Genomic DNA, 19,014 nt, shown 5'->3' on the forward strand with positions numbered 1-19,014 from the left:
TTTGTAACCTAGTTGTCATAGTAATGGTAACGATATCATAGTTTTAGAGGGAAAACAATTTTCTGAAAAGTAGTTGACATCTGTTTGTGCAGCATGTAACATAATATTTATCTTATCAACAATTATCAACAAAATTCGACAAACTTCTTATCAAGAGAGGTGGAGGGATAGGCCCTTTGAAACCTCGGCAACGGACTTTATAGAACCGTGCTAACTCCCACAAGCAGTGCTTGAAAGATAAGAAGAGACCAGGCTTACTAACAATTGTGATCCCAACCTCTTCTTACAGGCACTTAGACACTGTAAGTGGAGGTTTTAATTTTATGACAAGAAGATGACATTTAGATAAAAAACAGCAGGTGAAATTACCTGCTGTTTTTATATGCTGTAAAATGATAAATAACCTACAAGAATTCCTAGTAAAAGTACTCCAATTGTAATACCAACAATCCACCACATCATTTTTTTCATTATTTATTCCTCTTTATCAATTAACTATAGCTGTTGATCCGCCTGAAGCGCCGGAAGCCGTACCGTAAGCAGTTTGTCTTTTAATTCCGGCATTTTTAGCTGCAATTTTCCACTGCCAGTCAATTCGCCCGTAGGCTCGATTACTTTGCACCCAAGATTTTGAACTCTTTTTTGAAATAGACACAAGGGGATTTACATTTTTCGTGACGACGCCTCGTACACTTTTGACTGAAGTCACCGATGAGTTTTTCGTGTAATAGTCTACATACACCGTTAGTTTTGTTGTTGTAAATCCAGCCGCTTTATAAGAAGCTGTATAAGCTGCTGTTTTGAATAAAGGTGAAGCCGTTCTTGCTCCGTATGCTGCTGTACTTGCAGCTTCGACCGTGCCGCTGGTCTCTTCAATATCCATTTTTAACAGAGATGGATCCTTTAGTAATTGTACAACTTTTTGTTTTTGCTGACGCGACAGTTTTGAAAATTCATACAGTGAGCTTTTATCACTTTGCGCTTTCAAGAACTGCGTGTAAGAAGCAACCGTTAAATGTGCAGGTTTTTCACTAGCCATAACAGAGTTTGGCACGACCAATAGACATAAAAACGCGCTTATCAGGAAAAAAGAAAAAAATGTTCTTTTTGTAGCCATATTTATATAAATCCTTTCCAGTATTCTATCTTTATAAATAGATAAGAAGTAATTTATCGTTTTGAAGAAGGGCTGTGTGCTGACATATTAACTGTCATCACGACACGAGCTTGCTGTACAGATTTCATAAAACATTCGTATAGAGAAGCGAACACTTTGTCCACATCTCCTTCTAAAGCTGTTGCAAAAGGCACGGTTTCGGCAAATACTCCCTGTTGTTTAACTGCGCCAATTCCGCTTTTGATGATGTCTACATAATGCGGCGTATCTAATGGATACAAAGAAAATTGAGTGGATACAGGGAACGAAGCACAAAGCTGTTGGTTTGAAGACATGTTTTCTTTTGATTTTATTTTTCTTTCTTCAAAATATTCTTCGTGGCGCCCTGTTGAAAACGTGGCATTCAGAACAATATGCTTTTCTGATTTTCCAGCACTTTTATAAACGGCTTCCACAACTTCAAATACGTCTTTGGCAGTTCCTTCAATAAACGTGCTAACACGGTCCGTTTTTCGCTGAACGTTAGACATGTCCACGTCGTTTAGGGCGCTTAAAATAATATCGATGAAATTATCACTCATCACGGAAAGTGTAAACCGACAGCCCACATTTGTTTTTTCCAAACGAATCACCTCTAAAGTATAGATTTGTAGTTTTTTAATCATACAAATCATAAAATAACTTTTTTGTTTTGTATAGAAACAGAAGATAGATTCTTTATTTTTAGGCAATATTACATAGAAGAAACGAAAATAAATTGCATAACATGAAAAATAAGGGTGTTAAGAAAAGTTACATAATGAAAAAGAATAAAAAAACAATGTTAGAACTTCTGACAAAAAGCTGGTATATAGACTGAAAACACCATATTATAAATACAAGATCACATTATTCTCCTGCGATTTCGTATAACCTCTTGAAAAAGGGACTTGGGATTTTATCATAAATCCAACCTCCTAGCTGTATAATCAGCTAGGAATTTTTTTTACCCAAACTCTCTATCGCGTATGAGGTTATCTACACTTATTCAACTCAGAGCATGCACCATATATATTTAAGACCAGTGTAAGAAAGATTGCTTGAAGATTTAGTGTTCGGCTTGAGCTAGAAATAGATAGATGTTACGAAAGAGGGGAAAGAAGGTATGACGCACACATTAATTAAAAATGCAGAGATTATTACGATGAATGAGAAGAATGATATTATTTACGGTGACCTTTATATTGTGGGAAATCGCATTGCAGCCATCGGGAAAAACCTGCATCCGGAAAAGGTAGATAAAGTCATTGACGCAGCAAATAAAACGATTGTGCCCGGCTTTATACATACTCATATTCATTTATGTCAAACGCTTTTTAGAGGGCAAGCAGATGATTTAGAGCTGCTAGACTGGCTTAAAAAGAAAATATGGCCGCTTGAAGCTTCGCATGATGAAGAATCTATCTATTATTCAGCACTGTTAGGGATCGGCGAACTCATTCAAAGCGGGACTACAACAATTGTAGATATGGAAACTGTTCATCATACGGACTCTGCTTTTCAAGCTATATCTCAAAGCGGGATTCGAGCTCTTGCAGGAAAAGTAATGATGGATAAAAAAGGCGATGATCTGCCAAAAGCTCTGCAGGAGACAACAGCTGACTCGATCAGAGAAAGTGTAGAGCTGCTTGAAAAATGGCATAATTCAAATAACGGTCGTATTCGATACGCATTCTCCCCAAGATTTGTGCTGTCGTGTACGGAAGATTTGCTGCGTGAAGTGAGCCATTTATCAGCTGCATATAATGTCCATGTACATACTCATGCTTCTGAGAATCAAGAAGAAATTCGCATTGTAGAAGCTGAAACGGGTATGAGAAATATCATGTACTTAGATCATTTAGGATTAGCCAATGAGCGCCTTATTTTAGCGCACTGTGTGTGGCTAAATGATCAAGAAAAGCAAATTATTAAGAATCAAGGAGTAAAAGTTAGTCATTGCCCAGGCTCAAACTTAAAACTTGCATCGGGAATCGCAGATGTGCCCGGTTTATTAGAGCAAGGTGTATTTTTAAGTCTTGGCGCTGACGGTGCTCCTTGTAATAATAATTTGGATATGTTCAATGAAATGAGGCTGGCCGCTACGATTCATAAACCCTCGTACGGACCAACGGCCATGAATGCAAAGCACGTGCTAGAAATGGCTACAATCGGCGGAGCGAAAGCAGTTGGGCTCGAAAAAGAAATTGGAAGTTTAGAGGTGGGAAAAAAAGCAGATCTTGCTATTTTAAATTTAAATCAGCTTCATACCTTTCCGTCTTACGGCGTAGACCCTATTTCCAGAGTTGTGTATTCAGCAACGCGAGGAGATGTAGAACTAACGATGGTTGATGGAGAAATTGTGATGGAAAATCGCGTACTGAAAACAATTGACCAGGGAATTGTATTGAAAGAAGCAAATCATTCGATTGATCGTCTTTTAAAAAGAATCCCGCTTTTAATTTCATAATCATAAGATGTAAAACAAAGAAGAGGCTGGGATAAAAGTATTTTAGTTGAAGTAAAACTCGAATTATTGATTAATAATTCGAGTTTTTTGTTGTCAAGGTGAACGTAGGCTTCATCTGTTTAGTTGCTTCTAGCTGTTGATTGGAGGACAAGACGTAGACTCCTGCGGTTATTCCATTTATTTGTCTTTAGAATGGATTTATTTAGTTATGTCTCAATCTCTTTTTTGTATAAATGAGTAAAAAGAGTACTCTTGCAACAGACTAAAAAGATAAGAGAAATAAATTTTCAAAATTCCAAACTAACGGAAGATAAAAATTTTTATAATGATAGCGTTTTCTGCCTTTGCATATCTACAAATTAAGACTATAATAGGACAAAAGATTTTACTTTGCAACGTAAAATCCTCCTAAGTCGTGTCCTTTTTAGGACATTTGAATAGGTAGGATTTTTTATTTTTTTTAGAAGTAGGGAGGCGCGCGTGTTGGAGCGTAACGGAATATTAGAGCGCTTGTTTAAACTATCAGAGCGCAACACAACACCAAAACAAGAAATACTAGCAGGACTTACAACTTTTATGACGGTCAGTTATATGGTAATTGTCAACCCCATTATTATGTCTGACGCGGGTATCCCCCGAGAAGCGGCTCTTGCAGCTACCATTTACGCCATTGTATTTAGTACGTTACTGATGGCCCTATGGGCAAATTTCCCGATTGTAACCGGTCCAGGGATGGGTTTAAATGCGTTTTTTACGTATTCAGTCGTATTAGGGCAAGGGTTGTCATGGCAAACGGCACTTGGAGCAGTTTTTATATCCGGCGTGTTGTTTTTTGTTTTAACGGTAACAGGAATACGCGGAAAGATTATTGATGCCATTCCGAACGTACTAAAGTCTTCAATAGCAGTTGGAATTGGTCTTTTTGTTGCGTTTATCGGTTTGAAAAACGCTGGATTAGTTGTGGCAAATGAGTCTACTTTTGTAGGGCTTGGAAATGTCATGGATAAAGGCCCGTTACTTGCTATTTTTGGGCTGATATTAGCAGCTGTACTGATGGCTAAAAATGTAAAAGGCGCTCTTATTATAAGTATTTTTGCTACGACAATATTAGCAATGATTGTAGGAGTACAAGCAGTTCCTCATTCTCTGAAAGACGTCTTTTCAGCTACGCCGCCAAGCGTTGGAGAAACATTCTTTCAAATGGATTTAAAGGGTGCAGTTGCCTACGGCATTTTTTCAGTTGTATTTTCTTTCACCATCGTAGAATTATTTGATACGCTAGCGACATTGATTGGACTATCTAAAAAAGCAAACTTAGTAGATAAAAACGGTAAAATTCCAGGTTTAAATCGCGCGCTTGCAGCAGATTCAATTGGTACAATGGCGAGTGCTATTTTTGGAAGCACTGCGTTAAATACGTATATTGAAAATGCAACAGGTATTGCAGAAGGAGGGCGTACCGGCTTAAAGGCATTAACGGTTGCCATCTTATTTATATTTACCTTGTTTTTTGCACCGCTTATTCAATTTATCCCAAGCGTTGCTACTGCTCCAGCACTCATTATTATTGGTTCGCTTATGCTAAGTGACATTCGAAACGTTAACTTCGACGATTTCACTGAAGTTGTTCCCGCTTTCTTAACAATTGTCATGATGCCGTTAACCTACAGCATTGCAGAAGGGTTAGCATTCGGCTTCATTTCATACACAGCGATTAAACTGTTTACAGGACGCCATCGCGAAATTCATTGGATGATGTATGTAATCACCATTGCCTTTTTTATCAATTTTTATATGAGTTCCCATTAGGAAGAAAAGACGTAGCCTCAAGCTGCGTCTTTTTTTGTTACTGAGTCCTTGTCAGAGAACATCGTGAAAGAATGAAGCTTTTCTTTTATTTTAGATAATTGTAAAATAATTATAAAAGGTGCGTTATAAAGGGTTGGTGGAATAAATTGAAACAAAGTAAACGCAAACGTGTAACCTTACAACAAGTGGCAGAACACGCGGGAGTATCTCGAGCTACTGCTTCGCTTATTGTGCGAAATAGTCCAAGTGTTTCTGAAAAAACAAGGGAAAAAGTTCTAGCTTCGATGAAAGAGTTAGGATACGTGTATGACCGAATTGCGGCAAATTTAAGATCTCAAACTTCATCAACAATCGGAGTTATTATTACGGATATATCTAATACGTTTTTTACAGAATTGTTAATTGGAGTACACGAGGAGCTCGAGAAAGACGGATATACGGTGTTTTTAGGTACGACGTTTGATTCGGATAATCGACAGGATCAGCTGCTTTCTACAATGCTGGAGCACCGGGTAGGAGGCATTATTTTATGTCCTGTTGCGGGGACATCGGAAGATACGATAAGAAAAATTCAGCATTTAGATGTTCCTTCAGTACTAGCAGTAAGGGAATTGTCTGAGGTGGAGTCAGATTATGTAGGGGTAGATTATAGCTTAGGCGTTCAAAAAGCGGTTCAACACTTACTTGAACAGGGACACAAAAGAATTGCCTTTTTAGGAGGAACAACCGGTTCTACAACGTGGAAAGAAAGAATGGAAGGTTACCGCTCGGCACTAAAGAACGCAGGAATTTCTATTGATGAAGAGCTTGTTATTCCGAGCGGTCCGACAAGAAGCGGCGGTGTAGAAGCTGCACATCAAGTACTGAACATTTCTGAGCCTCCAACAGCAGTTTTTTGTTTTAGCGACTTAGTTGCATTTGGTGTTATGCAAGGCTTAAAAGAGAAAGGGATTGTTCCCGGAGAAGATATAGCGGTAGTGGGATTTGATAATGTCATGGAATCATCCGTATGTCACCCTACTCTAACAACCGTCTCTTCTTTTGCAAGACAAATAGGAAAAGATGCTGCACGGTGTCTTCATAACCAAATTGTTGATAAAAAAGAACATCATCATCGCATTATTTTAACACCTCAGTTAGTTGTTCGAGAATCGTCATCAAAAAAAAGAAGCAGTTAATGAACTGCTTCTTTTCCTTGTGAATTATTTAGACGGTTCGTAAATATCCCAAGCCATTTTCAAGGAATCAACGATATAATTTGCTACTTCTTCAATATCCAAATTGTCAGTTTCTACTTTGGAGTGGTGGTTGGAATAAATTGCTTGTCGCGTATAAAATAATTCTTCAATATCCTCTAGACTTCTCCCTTGTAAAACAGGGCGACTGTCAATAATGAGGCTGATGCGCTCTTTCCATGAATCCCATGAAAGGTCTAAAAAGAATACAATACAATTTGATAAGCATATTTTTTGAATTTCTTCTTGAAGAAATGCGCCTCCGCCAACGGATATAATTTTTAAACGCTGCTGAGATAACTGGCTAATTACTTCTTTTTCTTTATTTCGGAAAAACTCTTCACCAAACTCTTTAAAGATTTGTGAGGTAGGCATTTGAAACATTTTTTCGATTTCTTGGTCTATATCGACAAAATCTCTGTATAATTTCTTAGCGACTAGTTCGCCGATTGTTGTTTTACCTACGCCCATAAAGCCAATAAATACAATGCTTTTTTCTCTAAGAGACATCTCGCTGTAAGTCATTTTTCAAAGCCTCTTTCTGTTTTTAACAATAAAAAACTTATTATTTTGTATTTGAGTTATTAGAATTATAATACAAATGTTACTGTTTGTAAAAACCGTGAAAGGATATTATGTCCTAAGAAACAAGTATCAGCTTACATTTATAAAATTTCTGTTAGTCAACAGATGGGATCAGCTGTGAGTAAAACAAAAAAGCAATAGTTCAGCTCGATCATGATCATAAACCTTTATTATATTGATAATACTGCTATCTTTGATATTTCTACAGTGTATGTTAGAAAAAAAGGGAAGTGAATGTGACGCTGCTTAAGAGACTATAATCATAATCAATAAATATTTTTAGAAAATTCTTTAATTTTCTATTGCTAGATTAAAATTTCTGTTGTAGGATTATGATAACGTTTACAAAACGAGTTATTACTTTAAATCAATAGAATTTATAGAACACTGTGTCAAATTTTAGATCGATCTAAATATAAAATTAGATCGATCTAAAAAACAGTCATATCAATTATTAAAAGGAGAGATTAAAGTGAGCTTTAGACGAGCAAGGCCTTATGTAAATAAAGAATGGCTTGAAGGTAATCGATCAGCAGTAAGTATTCAAAGTCCGTATTCGCAGGAAGTAATTGGTGAGCAAATTATAGCAACGCCAGAAGATGTGGAAAGAGCGCTATCAGCCGCCTATGAAGCAAAAAAAACAATTGCGAGTCTGTCTTCTTATGAAAGGGCCAAAATTTTAAAGGAAGCAGCACGGCTTTTGGAAAAGCAAAAAGAAAAATTTGCTTCTCTCATCTCAAATGAGTTAGGAAAACCGCTGAAGAATACGTTGGACGAAGTATCTCGATCTGTAGAAACATTAGAGCAATCTGCGGAAGAAGCAAAAAGACTTATCGGTGAAACGATCCCCGGAGATGCTTCCGAACGAGGAGGAAAAGCGATAGCTTCCACATTCCGTGTGCCTGTCGGAGTTGTTGCCGCTATTACTCCTTTTAATGCACCTTTGAATTTAGTATGCCACAAAATTGGACCAGCTTTTGCTGCTGGCAACAGTGTTATTTTAAAACCAGCTCCGCAAACAACTTTAGTTGCTTCAGAGTTTATAGCTCTATTATTAGAAGCTGGAATGCCTGAATGCGCTATTAACATGGTTTTAGGGGGAGTAGAAACAGGGCAGCAAATCGTAAAAGATGACCGTGTAAATATAATTTCTTTTACTGGTGGAACAGTGGCAAGCAGAAATATATGTGAACTGGCTGGAATGAAAAAAGTCCTTCTAGAGTTAGGAGGAAATGCTTCGACAATTGTTCATGAAGATGCTGATATTAAAAAAGCTGCTGAAATGTGTGGGAGAACAGGGTTTAGCAACTCCGGTCAAAGCTGTATTTCAGTTCAGCGTATTTATGTACATGACTCAGTTGTTTCTGAATTTACAGAGCTTCTGAAGAATGAGGTAACGTCTTTAAAAGTTGGTGATCCTATGCTGCCGCAGACGGATGTTGGATGTTTAGTAGATGAAAAAGCAGCAAACCGAGTTTTGGCTTGGATTGAAGAAGCAGTCGATCTAGGTGCAAAACTGATATGCGGCGGCAAAAAGACAGGGGCTTCTATAGAACCTACTGTTCTATTAAATCCTCCTAAACAAAGCAAAGTAGTGTGTCAAGAAGTGTTTGGACCTGTGGTCAGCATCATTCCTTATCAAAATATTGAAGAAGCTATTCGGGAAACAAATGATTCATCATTCGGTTTGCAAGCAGGGCTGTTTACAAATCAAATGGATTTAGCTTACCGTGTTGCTGAATCTCTAGAAGTAGGAGGAGTTGTGATTAATGGAACCTCTAATTTTCGACTCGACCATTGGCCGTACGGTGGAATAAAAGACAGCGGCGTTGGTAGAGAAGGACCTCGATTTGCGATTGAAGATATGACAGAGACAAAAATGATTGTCCTGCAGCTATCGTAGCTGAGTTTATTACCTGAAAAAATATATAGTGAATTTAAAGGAGGATATACAATGGAAAAATTAATATCACATCAATTAGTAAATTATCTTGAGGAACGAGGCATCGAGCATATTTTTGGTTTGTGTGGTCATACAAACATAGCGGTACTAACAGCCTTAGAAGAAAGCAAAATTAAATTTATCAACGTTCGACACGAACAAATTGCAGCGCATGCAGCTGATGGCTATGCGCGTGTGACGAAAAAAGCAGCAGTAGTATTAAGTCACTTAGGTCCTGGCTTAACAAATGCTGCTACAGGTGTAGCTAATGCAGCGTTAGATTCAATTCCAATGGTTGTCATCGCTGGTGATGTTCCTACTCATTATTATGGAAAGCATCCGCATCAAGAGGTAAATTTACATGCTGATGCTTCGCAATATGAAATTTATCGTCCATTCGTTAAGCGTGCATGGAGAGTTGACCGTCCAGATTTATTTCCAGAAATATTAGAGAAAGCATTTTTACTAGCGGAAAGTGGAAATCCTGGCCCCGTATTAGTATCTGTACCTATGGATATCTTTTCAAAAAAGATCGATGTTTCTTTATTTGATCGATTGCATCGCCAAACGAAATCTTTGCAAAAACCTTCTATCGATGATGAAACGGCAAAGAGTATCGTACAAAAATTAATTAATGCCAAAAATCCAGTGTTATATGTAGGCGGAGGTATCCTATTAGCAGATGCAGCAAATGAATTAAAAGAGCTTGTGGATCACTTGAACATTCCGGTAGCCCACTCCTTGATGGGCAAAGGAGCACTTCCAGATGATCATGACTTGACTCTAGGAATGACTGGTTTTTGGGGCACGAAGTTTATTAATGAAAAGTGTCGGACTGCCGATTATATTTTAGCATTAGGAACAAGATTTGCAGAAGCAGATTCTAGCTCCTGGGAGCCGGAATATACGTTTGATTTTTCAAAAACAAAATTGATTCATATTGATATTGATCCTAGCGAGATAGGGCGTAATTATCCTGCCGAAATTGGTGCAGTAGCTGATTTAAAACAAGCTCTTAAAGTCTTAAATCGCGTAGCTAAACAGCTTATTCCGGAAGGAGTAAAAAATGAAGCATTAATCAAAGAGATTGCTTCTTATCGTGAAGAGTTTAAAGCTAGCAATGAAGAGTATATTCACGATAATTCATTCCCAATGCAGCCGCAGCGAATTTTAAATGAAGTTCGTGAAGTCCTGCCGAAAGATGCCTATATTACTACTGATGTAGGCTGGAATAAGAATGGGGTAGGACAGCAGTTTCCAATCTATGAAGCTGGAAGTATATTAACTCCAGGAGGCTTTGCCACAATGGGCTTTGGAGCGCCGGCAGCTTTAGGCGCAAAGGTAGCTCAGCCTGATAAAATAGTTGTTTCTCTAGTAGGAGACGGGGGTTTCGGCCAGAATCCAGCTGTGCTTGCTACGGCAGCCGAAGAGAATATTCCTGTGGTTTGGATCATTATGAACAACTTTGCGTTTGGTACGATCGCGGGACTGCAAAAAGCACACTTTGGAACCACTCTAGGCACGGTATTTGAAAAAGATGGAGAGGTATATTCTCCTGACTTTGCAAGTATCGCTAAAGCTTATGGAGTAGAAGGCATAAAAATTCAATCAGCTGAAGAGTTTAAACCGGCGCTTCAAAGAGCTGTTGCTTCTAATAAACCAGTTGTAATTGATGTAGCGATGTTAAACAATCCTGTACCAACATCAGGACATTGGAACATCATGGATATTTACTCACCGGATAAGAAAGTACACCATGTATCTGTTTAACAAGTATCGAACAAATGCTGAATTGAAAACGGAAACATTTAACTTTGATAAAAAGGAGCTGTTCCTATGTTAGAACGAGGAGAAGGAGCTCATTCTCCAGCTATTTGTACCCCTTTAGTAGGCAAAGATCGCAAAGAGCTTTTAACAGAGCTAGCGGAAATTTTATTAAAAAAACCGGATATAATTGAATGGCGCTTAGATTTTTACGAAGAAATTCAAGATATAAACAGCGTCCTTTCTGCAGCTAAAGATATATATGAAAATAGTGAGCGCACGCCTATTTTGCTTACTGTACGTTCTCAAAAAGAAGGGGGGCAGCCTATTTCCTTATCAGAAAAGGAAGTAGTAGCCATACTTGCAGAGGTATGTAAGCATCCATATGTAGCAATTATTGATTTTGAAGTATCAAATCAGCCGGATCATATCCGCTATTTACGTGAAGTTTCCAAGGAAAATAATAAGAAACTTGTGCTTTCTTATCATAATTTTTCTTTTACGCCTCCTAAAGCGGAAATTTTTAAAAGCTTATTTTTAGCTGAATTTTACGGAGCAGATGCAGCAAAAGCAGCTGTCATGCCTCAGAACAATCAAGATGTTTTAACTTTATTGGAAGCTACAAGAGAGGCTGAAAAAGAGCTCACCATTCCTCTCATTACCATGTCGATGGGAGGACTAGGAGCTATTAGCCGGATTGTCGGGTGGATGTACGGATCTTCTGTTACTTTCGCTGTAGGGAAAAGCAGCTCAGCTCCTGGGCAAGTTCCAATTGATGAATTACGAAAAATAATTCAGTTAACAAAAAAAGTTACGGATCCTGAGAACTATCATTCCCATCAAATCGTTTCGATGTAAAATAAAAAGCACAAGAGCATGCTATGCTCTTGTGCTTTTTATTTATCCTTTAAATGCATGGAAAGATACACCCGAGTATCTTTTTTGCGGTCGTACTTTGGATTAGCGCTTCGCGTATATTCTTTTGACTGATGTTCTATATGGTAGTTCTGTTCAAACTGTTTGATTGCTTCATTAATTTCTTCTTGTGTTCCCATTAATCTTACTTGCAGCATTGTAATGTCTCCTTCCATACACTTTGCTTTTTGACTATATCATGAAATGAAAAAGAAGTAATTTTATTTTTGTTGACGAACCTGTATATACAGGTTAGAATAAAAACATAAAATTTGTATATACAGGTTTGTGGTGAGATTTATATGGGGGATAGGAAATACAGGAATAAAATGAAAACGGAAACAAGGGGGAAAAGACATGAATCGAGAATCTGTGGAGCGTATTGTAGAAGCCGTTGGCGGAAAAGAAAATATCTCTGCTGCAACGCATTGTGTAACGCGTCTTCGACTTGTTTTAAAAGATGAAGGTAAAGTCAATCAACGTATGCTAGATGAGCACGAATTGGTAAAAGGATCTTTTTCTACAAACGGCCAGTTTCAAGTTGTTATTGGTCAAGGCACAGTTGATAAAGTATATAAAGAAATGGTGACGCTTACAGGGATAGGTGAACTGTCAAAAGAGGAAGTGAAAAACGAAGCGGCTAAAAACTTAAATCCGCTGCAGCGCGCAATAAAAACATTAGCTGACATTTTTATTCCCATTTTACCGGCCATCGTAACCGCGGGTTTATTGATGGGAATCAATAATGTACTAACAGGAGCCGGAATTTTTTACGATGATAAATCAATTGTAGATGTTCATACACAGTGGAAAGACTTCGCAAGCATGATTAATTTAATTGCCAATACGGCTTTTGCCTTTTTGCCAGCTCTTATTGGGTGGTCAGCTGTTACGCGTTTTGGAGGAAGCCCTTTATTTGGAATTGTCCTTGGGCTCATGCTTGTCCACCCTGATTTGCTAAATGCTTGGTCTTATGGAGAAGCATTAAAAAAAGGAAGTATCGATACGTGGAATTTATTTGGCCTGCATGTTGAGAAAGTCGGCTATCAAGGACAGGTTTTACCTGTGTTAGCTGCTTCGTTTGTACTAGCAAAAATCGAATTATTCTTAAAAAAACGAATACCGGATGGTTTTCAGCTTTTAATTGTAGCGCCTGTAGCTCTTTTAGTAACAGGGTTTCTTGCTTTTATTGTGATTGGTCCGATTACATTTGCAGTAGGAAATGTTATTACAGGTGCAGTTGTATGGCTGTTTAAAACGGCTCCATTTATTGGAGGGCTCGTATACGGAGGCTTATACGCTCCTCTTGTTATTACAGGCATGCACCATACATTTTTGGCCGTAGATTTACAGCTGATTGGAAGCGTAGGGAGTACGTTCTTATGGCCAATGGTAGCATTATCGAATATTGCACAGGGCTCTGCGGCTTTCGCGATAATGGTTCTTTCAAAAGATGATGAGAAATTAAAAGGATTATCTTTAACGTCAGGGGTTTCAGCGTGGCTTGGCATTACGGAACCTGCAATGTTTGGTGTGAATTTGCGTTTTAGATTTGCTTTTATTTCTGCAGTGATTGGTTCAGCTATTGCGGGTGTTGTCATATCTGTAGCCGGAGTGAAAGCAGCGTCGGTGGGAATTGGGGGTATACCAGCTCCGTTATCAATTGTTCCACAGAGCTGGCCGCCTTTTATTATTGGAATGGTAATCGTAATCGTTGTGCCGTTTCTTTTAACGTTAACGCTCGGAAAGCTTCAGAAAAAATCAACCGTTACATCAACTGTCGCGGCTACAGAATCGTTTCAACATAATCCAAAGAATTAAATGGTGGTGTTAAAAATGCAAGAACCTTGGTGGAAAAAATCGGTTGTCTATCAAATTTATCCTAAAAGCTTTTACGATACGACTGGCAACGGCGTGGGTGATATAGCTGGTATTATTGAAAAGCTAGATTATTTGAAAAAGCTCGGGGTAGACGTTGTGTGGCTAACGCCAATTTATAAATCGCCGCAGCGGGATAATGGATATGATATAAGTGATTATTTTGTTATTCAAGAAGAATACGGAACAATGGAGGACTTCGATCGTTTAGTAACAGAAGCGCATAAGCGGGATCTTAAAATCATCATGGATATTGTCGTTAATCATACGTCAACTGAACATGAATGGTTTCAAGAAGCTAAAAAATCGAAAGATAACCCGTACAGAGATTTTTATATTTGGAAAGATCAAAAAGAAGATGGAAGTGCTCCGACGAACTGGGTTTCAAAATTCGGAGGATCCGCGTGGGAGCATGATAAACTCACAGAACAATCGTATCTGCATTTGTTTGATGTTACGCAAGCGGATTTGAACTGGGAAAATGAGCGTGTGCGCCGCAGCGTGTATGATATGATGACGTTTTGGTTTGAAAAAGGAGTAGATGGATTTCGTCTGGACGTGATTAACTTAATTTCAAAAGATCAGCGCTTTTTAGATGATGATGGTTCTATCGCGCCAGGAGATGGACGGAAATTTTATACCGACGGTCCTCGCGTTCACGAATATATGCGAGAAATGAATCAAGAAGTTTTTTCAAAATACGACAGCATGACCGTTGGGGAAATGTCGTCGACAACTGTTGACCACTGTATTCAATATTCTCATCCGGACCGGGGCGAGCTTAGCATGACGTTTAATTTTCATCATTTGAAAGTCGATTACCCAAACGGAGAAAAGTGGGCGTTAGCAGATTTTGATTTTATTAAATTAAAAGAGATTCTATCAACTTGGCAAACGGAGATGAATAAAGGAGGGGGATGGAATGCACTATTTTGGTGCAACCATGATCAGCCTCGCGTTGTTTCCCGCTATGGAAACGATGAACTCTATCATAATAAATCTGCCAAAATGCTCGCTGCAACGATTCATCTGATGCAGGGAACACCTTATATTTATCAAGGGGAAGAAATAGGTATGACAAACCCGAAGTTTTCTTCTATTGATGAATATAGAGATGTGGAGTCATTAAATGTGTATGAGATAAAACGTGCACAAGGAACGAACGAAACTGAAATTTTGGAGATTTTAAAACATAAATCAAGAGATAATTCCCGTACACCGGTGCAATGGAGCGATGAGCCAAATGCAGGTTTTACAAAAGGAAAGCCATGGATTAATCCGGCCGATAACTACCGTGAAATTAATGTAGAAAAAGCGTTAGATGATGAAGATTCAATTTTTTATTTTTATCAAAAGCTTATTGCACTGCGAAAGCAGTACGAGATTATCACCTATGGAAACTATGAATTGATTCTTGAAGAAGACGAGCAGATTTTTGCTTATATCCGAAATGGAGCAGATGAAAAGCTGTTGGTTATAAACAATTTCTACGGCAGCGAAACGACTTTTGAACTGCCAGAAAATCTGAATTTTGAAGCATATCATAGTGAAATATTGCTGTCTAACTACGAAGATTCATCAAAGGAATTCAAGCGAGTCTTACTTCGGCCGTATGAATCGATCGTGTATCATTTAAAAAAATAGAGAAAAAAGTAAAAAGAACGATGGGTGACAATCTATCGTTCTTTTTATACAATTGGGTATATATAGAAAGTAAAATAGGTGATGGCAATTGAAAGAAAATAAATTTATCAGCATTTACGAACAGCTAGTCGATAAAATTAAACGTGGTGACTGGCGTCCTAATACAAAACTTCCTTCTGAAAATGAGCTTGTTGAACAGTATCAAACGTCTCGTGAAACGATACGGAAAGCGTTAAATTTACTTTCACAAAATGGGTACATTCAAAAAATGAAAGGAAAAGGCTCATTTGTATTGGACGTATCACGCTTTGATTTTCCAGTATCAGGACTTGTTAGCTTCAAAGAAGTAGCGGAAAAGCTAGGACATACATCGACTACTATTGTAAAAGAGTTTGAATTAATTAAGGCCGATCAAGATCTGTGCACACAGCTTGGGGCGACGAAAAAAGATCTCATATGGAAAGTAGTTCGAGCGCGTGAAATCGATGGAGAAAAAATTATTTTAGATAAAGATTTTTTTCATAAAAAGTATGTTCCTCACCTCACAAAAGACATATGCAAAGGCTCTATTTATGAATACTTAGAAAAAGATCTTGGGCTGAAAATAAGCTTTGCCAAAAAAGAAATTTCCGTTGACGAGCTGACGGACGAAGATAAGTGTTACTTAGATTTAAAAGACTATGAACATATTGTGGTAGTAAGAAACTATGTGTATTTAGAAGATGCAAGCCTTTTTCAATATACGGAATCACGTCATCGTCTTGATAAGTTTCGTTTTGTGGATTTTGCTCGCAGAGGTATATAATGGTTCACTGCCCATGAGTTTTTCCTTTTTGTACATGTTCACAAAAAACTGCTTTGGTATAAAAAACAAAGCAGTTTTTTTATGGGAAAAATGGAAAAACGTGATCATTTTGACGATAAAATTTTAAAAAAGTTGAATTTTTCTTTGGAGTTTGTTTTAGTAGAACATAAGATTATTTTATATTTGTATAATGTTATCCATACAGGATAGGGATTTATTGTTCTTTTTTTATTAGATGTATAAGAAAATGTTATTTAAAAACAACAATTCCATTAGTAATTCTAATGGATGTATCTAACTACAGCATTAAAGGGAGCTGCTCAAACAATACTAAGTAAAAAGGAGGAGACGGAATGAGTCACGATTATCGACTTTATCCTCTTGGTGACAGCGGCATTGTCGTTTCATTTGGAGACGAAATTAATTTCGGTATACATAAACGTATTCAGCAATTTACTGAGGTGCTAGAGCAATCATTATGTAAGGGAATGATTGAATATGTGCCGGCTTTTGCAACAGTTACAATCTATTATGATCCTTGGATAATGAGTGAAAAAGGAAGAAGAAATCCTTACACAGAAATATCTACATATATTGAAGAACTGCTTTTCCGCCAGGAAGAAAAATCTGAAGCGGTCGCTAGACAAATTGAAATTCCGGTGTGTTACGGAGGAAAGTACGGCCCGGACTTAGAGAGAGTAGCCGCTTTTCATTCATTAACGCCTGATGAAGTTATCTCTATTCATACAAATGGAGAATATTTGGTGTATATGATAGGCTTTGCTCCTGGTTTTCCTTACTTGGGAGGGATGAGCGAAGAAATTGCGACTCCAAGAAAAGAATCACCGAGAAACAGCATCCCAAAAGGGTCAGTTGGCATCGCAGGAATGCAAACCGGAGTGTACCCAATTGAAACACCTGGAGGATGGCAGTTAATCGGGCGTACTCCTCTTACACTATTTAACCCAGAAAAAGACTCGCCAAGCTTACTTCAAGCAGGTGATCGTATCCGATTTGTTTCCATTTCTGAAACGGAATATGAAGCACAAAAGGAGGTGGATGAAGATGAGTATTAAAGTGATACGTCCTGGTTTATTAACAACGATTCAAGATATCGGCAGACATGGATATCAAAAGGACGGCATGATTGTCAGCGGGGCAATGGACAAAGTTGCTTTAAGGATTGCCAACTTATTAGTAGGAAATCAAGAAAACCAGCCGGTTATTGAAATTACGTTAATGGGACCAAAAATTGAATTTCAGCAAGATGCTTTGATTGCCCTGACAGGAGGGGATTTATCGCCAACTGTTAATGATGAAGCCGTAAAGATGTGGCGGCCTTTATATGTGAAAAAAGGGAGCGTGCTGCAGTTTGGTGTTCCGACTTTAGGGTGCCGTTCTTATTTATCGGTTTCCGGTGCTTTTAATGTTCCTGCAGTTATGGGAAGTACATCTACTTCACTTCGCGCTCGGATAGGCGGGCTGCACGGTAAAGCATTACAGTCAGGAGACGAAGTATTAAGCCATCCTCCTACAGAAATAGGGGAAGCAATTATAAAGAAACTGGTGAAAAAGCAAACGGACCGCTCTTTTCAGCAGGCTTTTTGGACGATTCATCCTAAACTTCTTCCTTCATACGAGACGCCTATTATCCGCACGATGAAAGGTGCGGAATTTGATTGGTTTACGAAAGAAAGTCAACAACATTTCTTTAATCAAGAATTTGACGTTACGCCGCAATCTGACCGAATGGGCTATAGGCTAAAAGGGAAGAAACTAGTCCTTGGTCAAGAAAAAGAGCTGCTTTCTAGCGCTGTGACGTTCGGTACAATTCAAGTACCAAAAGAAGGACACCCTATTGTTTTATTAGCAGATCATCAAACAACAGGCGGATATCCTAGAATCGGACAGGTAGCAACTGCAGATTTTTCAGCGCTGGCGCAAATTTCTCCAGGGAAAAAGGTTTCTTTTCAAGTAATTTCACTGGATGAAGCGCAGCATTTATATATGGAGCAGGAAAAGAAAATAAATCATATTAAAAGAGCACTTCGAATGAAAATATAAGGAGAGAAGAAGATGGCTACCGTTGATCTGAACTGTGACTTAGGGGAGAGCTTTGGGAACTATAAATTAGGAAATGATAAAGAAATTTTACGCTATGTAACGTCAGCAAACATTGCTTGTGGCTTTCATGCCGGAGATCCTTCGGTTATGAGAGAAACAGTAAAGCTGGCTTTGAGTGAAAATGTGGCGATTGGCGCGCACCCCGGATTGCAAGATTTAGCTGGATTTGGACGTAGATATATGAAAATTACGCCTCGAGAAGCTTATGATTTAATGGTGTATCAAATGGGGGCTCTTTCAGCTTTTATACGTGCAGAAGGAGGGACCCTTCATCATGTGAAACCTCATGGCGCTTTATATAATATGGCTGCAGGGGATCGAGACATAGCTAAAGCTATTGCTGAAGCTGTTTATAATGTTAGTCAGGAAGCTATTCTATATGGTTTGGCTGGAAGTGAATTGATTAAAGCTGGAAACGAAATGGGCTTGCGTACGTCTCAGGAAGTATTTGCAGATCGAACCTATCAACAGAACGGCATGCTGACGCCGAGAAACGTTGAAAACGCCGTGATTCAAGATGAAGAAGCGGCTATTGCTCAAGTAATTAAAATGGTCAAAGAAAAGAAAGTATTCACTGTGCAAAACGAAGAGATTTCCATTCAAGCAGATACCGTTTGTATTCATGGAGACGGTGCACATGCTGTTGAATTTGCCAAAGCTATTTGTGACAAGCTAAAAGAAGAACAAATCATTATTCAACCACAATGA

Annotated in this window: 16 protein-coding genes and 1 riboswitch; of the genes, 12 read left to right on the forward strand and 4 right to left on the reverse strand. The window is 38.3% G+C overall.

The window, feature by feature from the left end:
• Positions 1-144: 144 nt before the first annotated feature.
• Positions 145-244: riboswitch (SAM riboswitch) on the forward strand.
• Positions 245-487: 243 nt separating this feature from the next.
• Together MMB69_RS18565 and MMB69_RS18570 are read right to left on the reverse strand one after the other, a co-directional pair.
• Positions 488-1,117, reverse strand: coding sequence for a hypothetical protein (locus MMB69_RS18565; protein WP_221783884.1), 630 nt, complete (start codon positions 1,115-1,117; stop codon positions 488-490).
• Between the two features lie 53 nt (positions 1,118-1,170).
• Positions 1,171-1,740 carry a YkoF family thiamine/hydroxymethylpyrimidine-binding protein gene (locus MMB69_RS18570; RefSeq protein ID WP_221783886.1) on the reverse strand — a complete coding sequence of 190 codons (570 nt, stop codon included), beginning with the start codon at positions 1,738-1,740 and terminating at the stop codon, positions 1,171-1,173.
• Between the two features lie 521 nt (positions 1,741-2,261).
• Here MMB69_RS18570 and MMB69_RS18575 point away from each other — a divergent pair.
• The 3 genes from MMB69_RS18575 to MMB69_RS18585 all read left to right on the forward strand — a co-directional run bounded on the left by MMB69_RS18575 (position 2,262) and on the right by MMB69_RS18585 (position 6,592).
• Entirely contained in the window at positions 2,262-3,605 is a 1,344-nt protein-coding gene (locus MMB69_RS18575; protein ID WP_269870522.1) for a 5'-deoxyadenosine deaminase, read from the forward strand.
• Between the two features lie 483 nt (positions 3,606-4,088).
• On the forward strand, positions 4,089-5,414 hold the full coding sequence (locus tag MMB69_RS18580) for an NCS2 family permease (protein WP_016763224.1): 1,326 nt from the start codon (positions 4,089-4,091) through the stop codon (positions 5,412-5,414).
• Between the two features lie 146 nt (positions 5,415-5,560).
• Complete coding sequence (locus MMB69_RS18585; protein WP_277448175.1) at positions 5,561-6,592, forward strand: LacI family DNA-binding transcriptional regulator; 1,032 nt, start codon at positions 5,561-5,563, stop codon at positions 6,590-6,592.
• Positions 6,593-6,616: 24 nt separating this feature from the next.
• Here the strand turns inward: MMB69_RS18585 and MMB69_RS18590 are convergent, their stop codons facing one another.
• Complete coding sequence (locus tag MMB69_RS18590) at positions 6,617-7,174, reverse strand: shikimate kinase (RefSeq protein ID WP_013055659.1); 558 nt, start codon at positions 7,172-7,174, stop codon at positions 6,617-6,619.
• Between the two features lie 532 nt (positions 7,175-7,706).
• Here MMB69_RS18590 and MMB69_RS18595 point away from each other — a divergent pair.
• From MMB69_RS18595 to aroD, 3 genes are all read left to right on the forward strand, one after another.
• Positions 7,707-9,137 (forward strand): aldehyde dehydrogenase family protein, encoded by a 1,431-nt coding sequence (locus MMB69_RS18595; protein ID WP_277448176.1) that lies wholly within the window; start codon positions 7,707-7,709, stop codon positions 9,135-9,137.
• Positions 9,138-9,188: 51 nt separating this feature from the next.
• Positions 9,189-10,946 carry a thiamine pyrophosphate-binding protein gene (locus tag MMB69_RS18600; protein ID WP_264408912.1) on the forward strand — a complete coding sequence of 586 codons (1,758 nt, stop codon included), beginning with the start codon at positions 9,189-9,191 and terminating at the stop codon, positions 10,944-10,946.
• A 66-nt stretch (positions 10,947-11,012) separates the two neighbouring features.
• Positions 11,013-11,798, forward strand: a complete 786-nt coding sequence (gene aroD / locus MMB69_RS18605) for a type I 3-dehydroquinate dehydratase (RefSeq protein ID WP_221783897.1) — start codon at positions 11,013-11,015, stop codon at positions 11,796-11,798.
• Positions 11,799-11,836: 38 nt separating this feature from the next.
• On the opposite strand, the gene MMB69_RS18610 is transcribed toward aroD, so the two are convergent.
• Entirely contained in the window at positions 11,837-12,013 is a 177-nt protein-coding gene (locus tag MMB69_RS18610) for a YvzF family protein (protein ID WP_221783899.1), read from the reverse strand.
• Positions 12,014-12,212: 199 nt separating this feature from the next.
• Here MMB69_RS18610 and treP point away from each other — a divergent pair, with 199 nt between their 5' ends.
• From treP to MMB69_RS18640, 6 genes are all read left to right on the forward strand, one after another.
• Positions 12,213-13,676 carry a PTS system trehalose-specific EIIBC component gene (treP, locus tag MMB69_RS18615; RefSeq protein ID WP_264408913.1) on the forward strand — a complete coding sequence of 488 codons (1,464 nt, stop codon included), beginning with the start codon at positions 12,213-12,215 and terminating at the stop codon, positions 13,674-13,676.
• 15 nt (positions 13,677-13,691) lie between these two features.
• Positions 13,692-15,377: an alpha,alpha-phosphotrehalase gene (treC, locus tag MMB69_RS18620; RefSeq protein ID WP_221783903.1), complete on the forward strand. Its 1,686-nt coding sequence runs from the start codon at positions 13,692-13,694 to the stop codon at positions 15,375-15,377.
• An 88-nt stretch (positions 15,378-15,465) separates the two neighbouring features.
• A complete protein-coding gene (treR, locus tag MMB69_RS18625; protein ID WP_028412210.1) occupies positions 15,466-16,182 on the forward strand; it encodes a trehalose operon repressor in 717 nt (238 codons plus the stop codon).
• 353 nt (positions 16,183-16,535) lie between these two features.
• The gene (gene pxpB, locus MMB69_RS18630) at positions 16,536-17,258 is read left to right on the forward strand and encodes a 5-oxoprolinase subunit PxpB (RefSeq protein ID WP_277448177.1); all 723 of its coding nucleotides are present in this window, start codon (positions 16,536-16,538) and stop codon (positions 17,256-17,258) included.
• Positions 17,248-18,246: a 5-oxoprolinase subunit C family protein gene (locus MMB69_RS18635; protein WP_277448179.1), complete on the forward strand. Its 999-nt coding sequence runs from the start codon at positions 17,248-17,250 to the stop codon at positions 18,244-18,246. Before pxpB ends, MMB69_RS18635 begins: the two co-directional genes overlap by 11 nt.
• Before the next feature lie 12 nt (positions 18,247-18,258).
• A complete protein-coding gene (locus MMB69_RS18640; protein WP_277448181.1) occupies positions 18,259-19,014 on the forward strand; it encodes a LamB/YcsF family protein in 756 nt (251 codons plus the stop codon).

The sequence above is a fragment of the Priestia sp. P5 genome, assembly GCF_029522155.1.
Lineage (GTDB): Bacteria > Bacillota > Bacilli > Bacillales > Bacillaceae_H > Priestia > Priestia megaterium_E.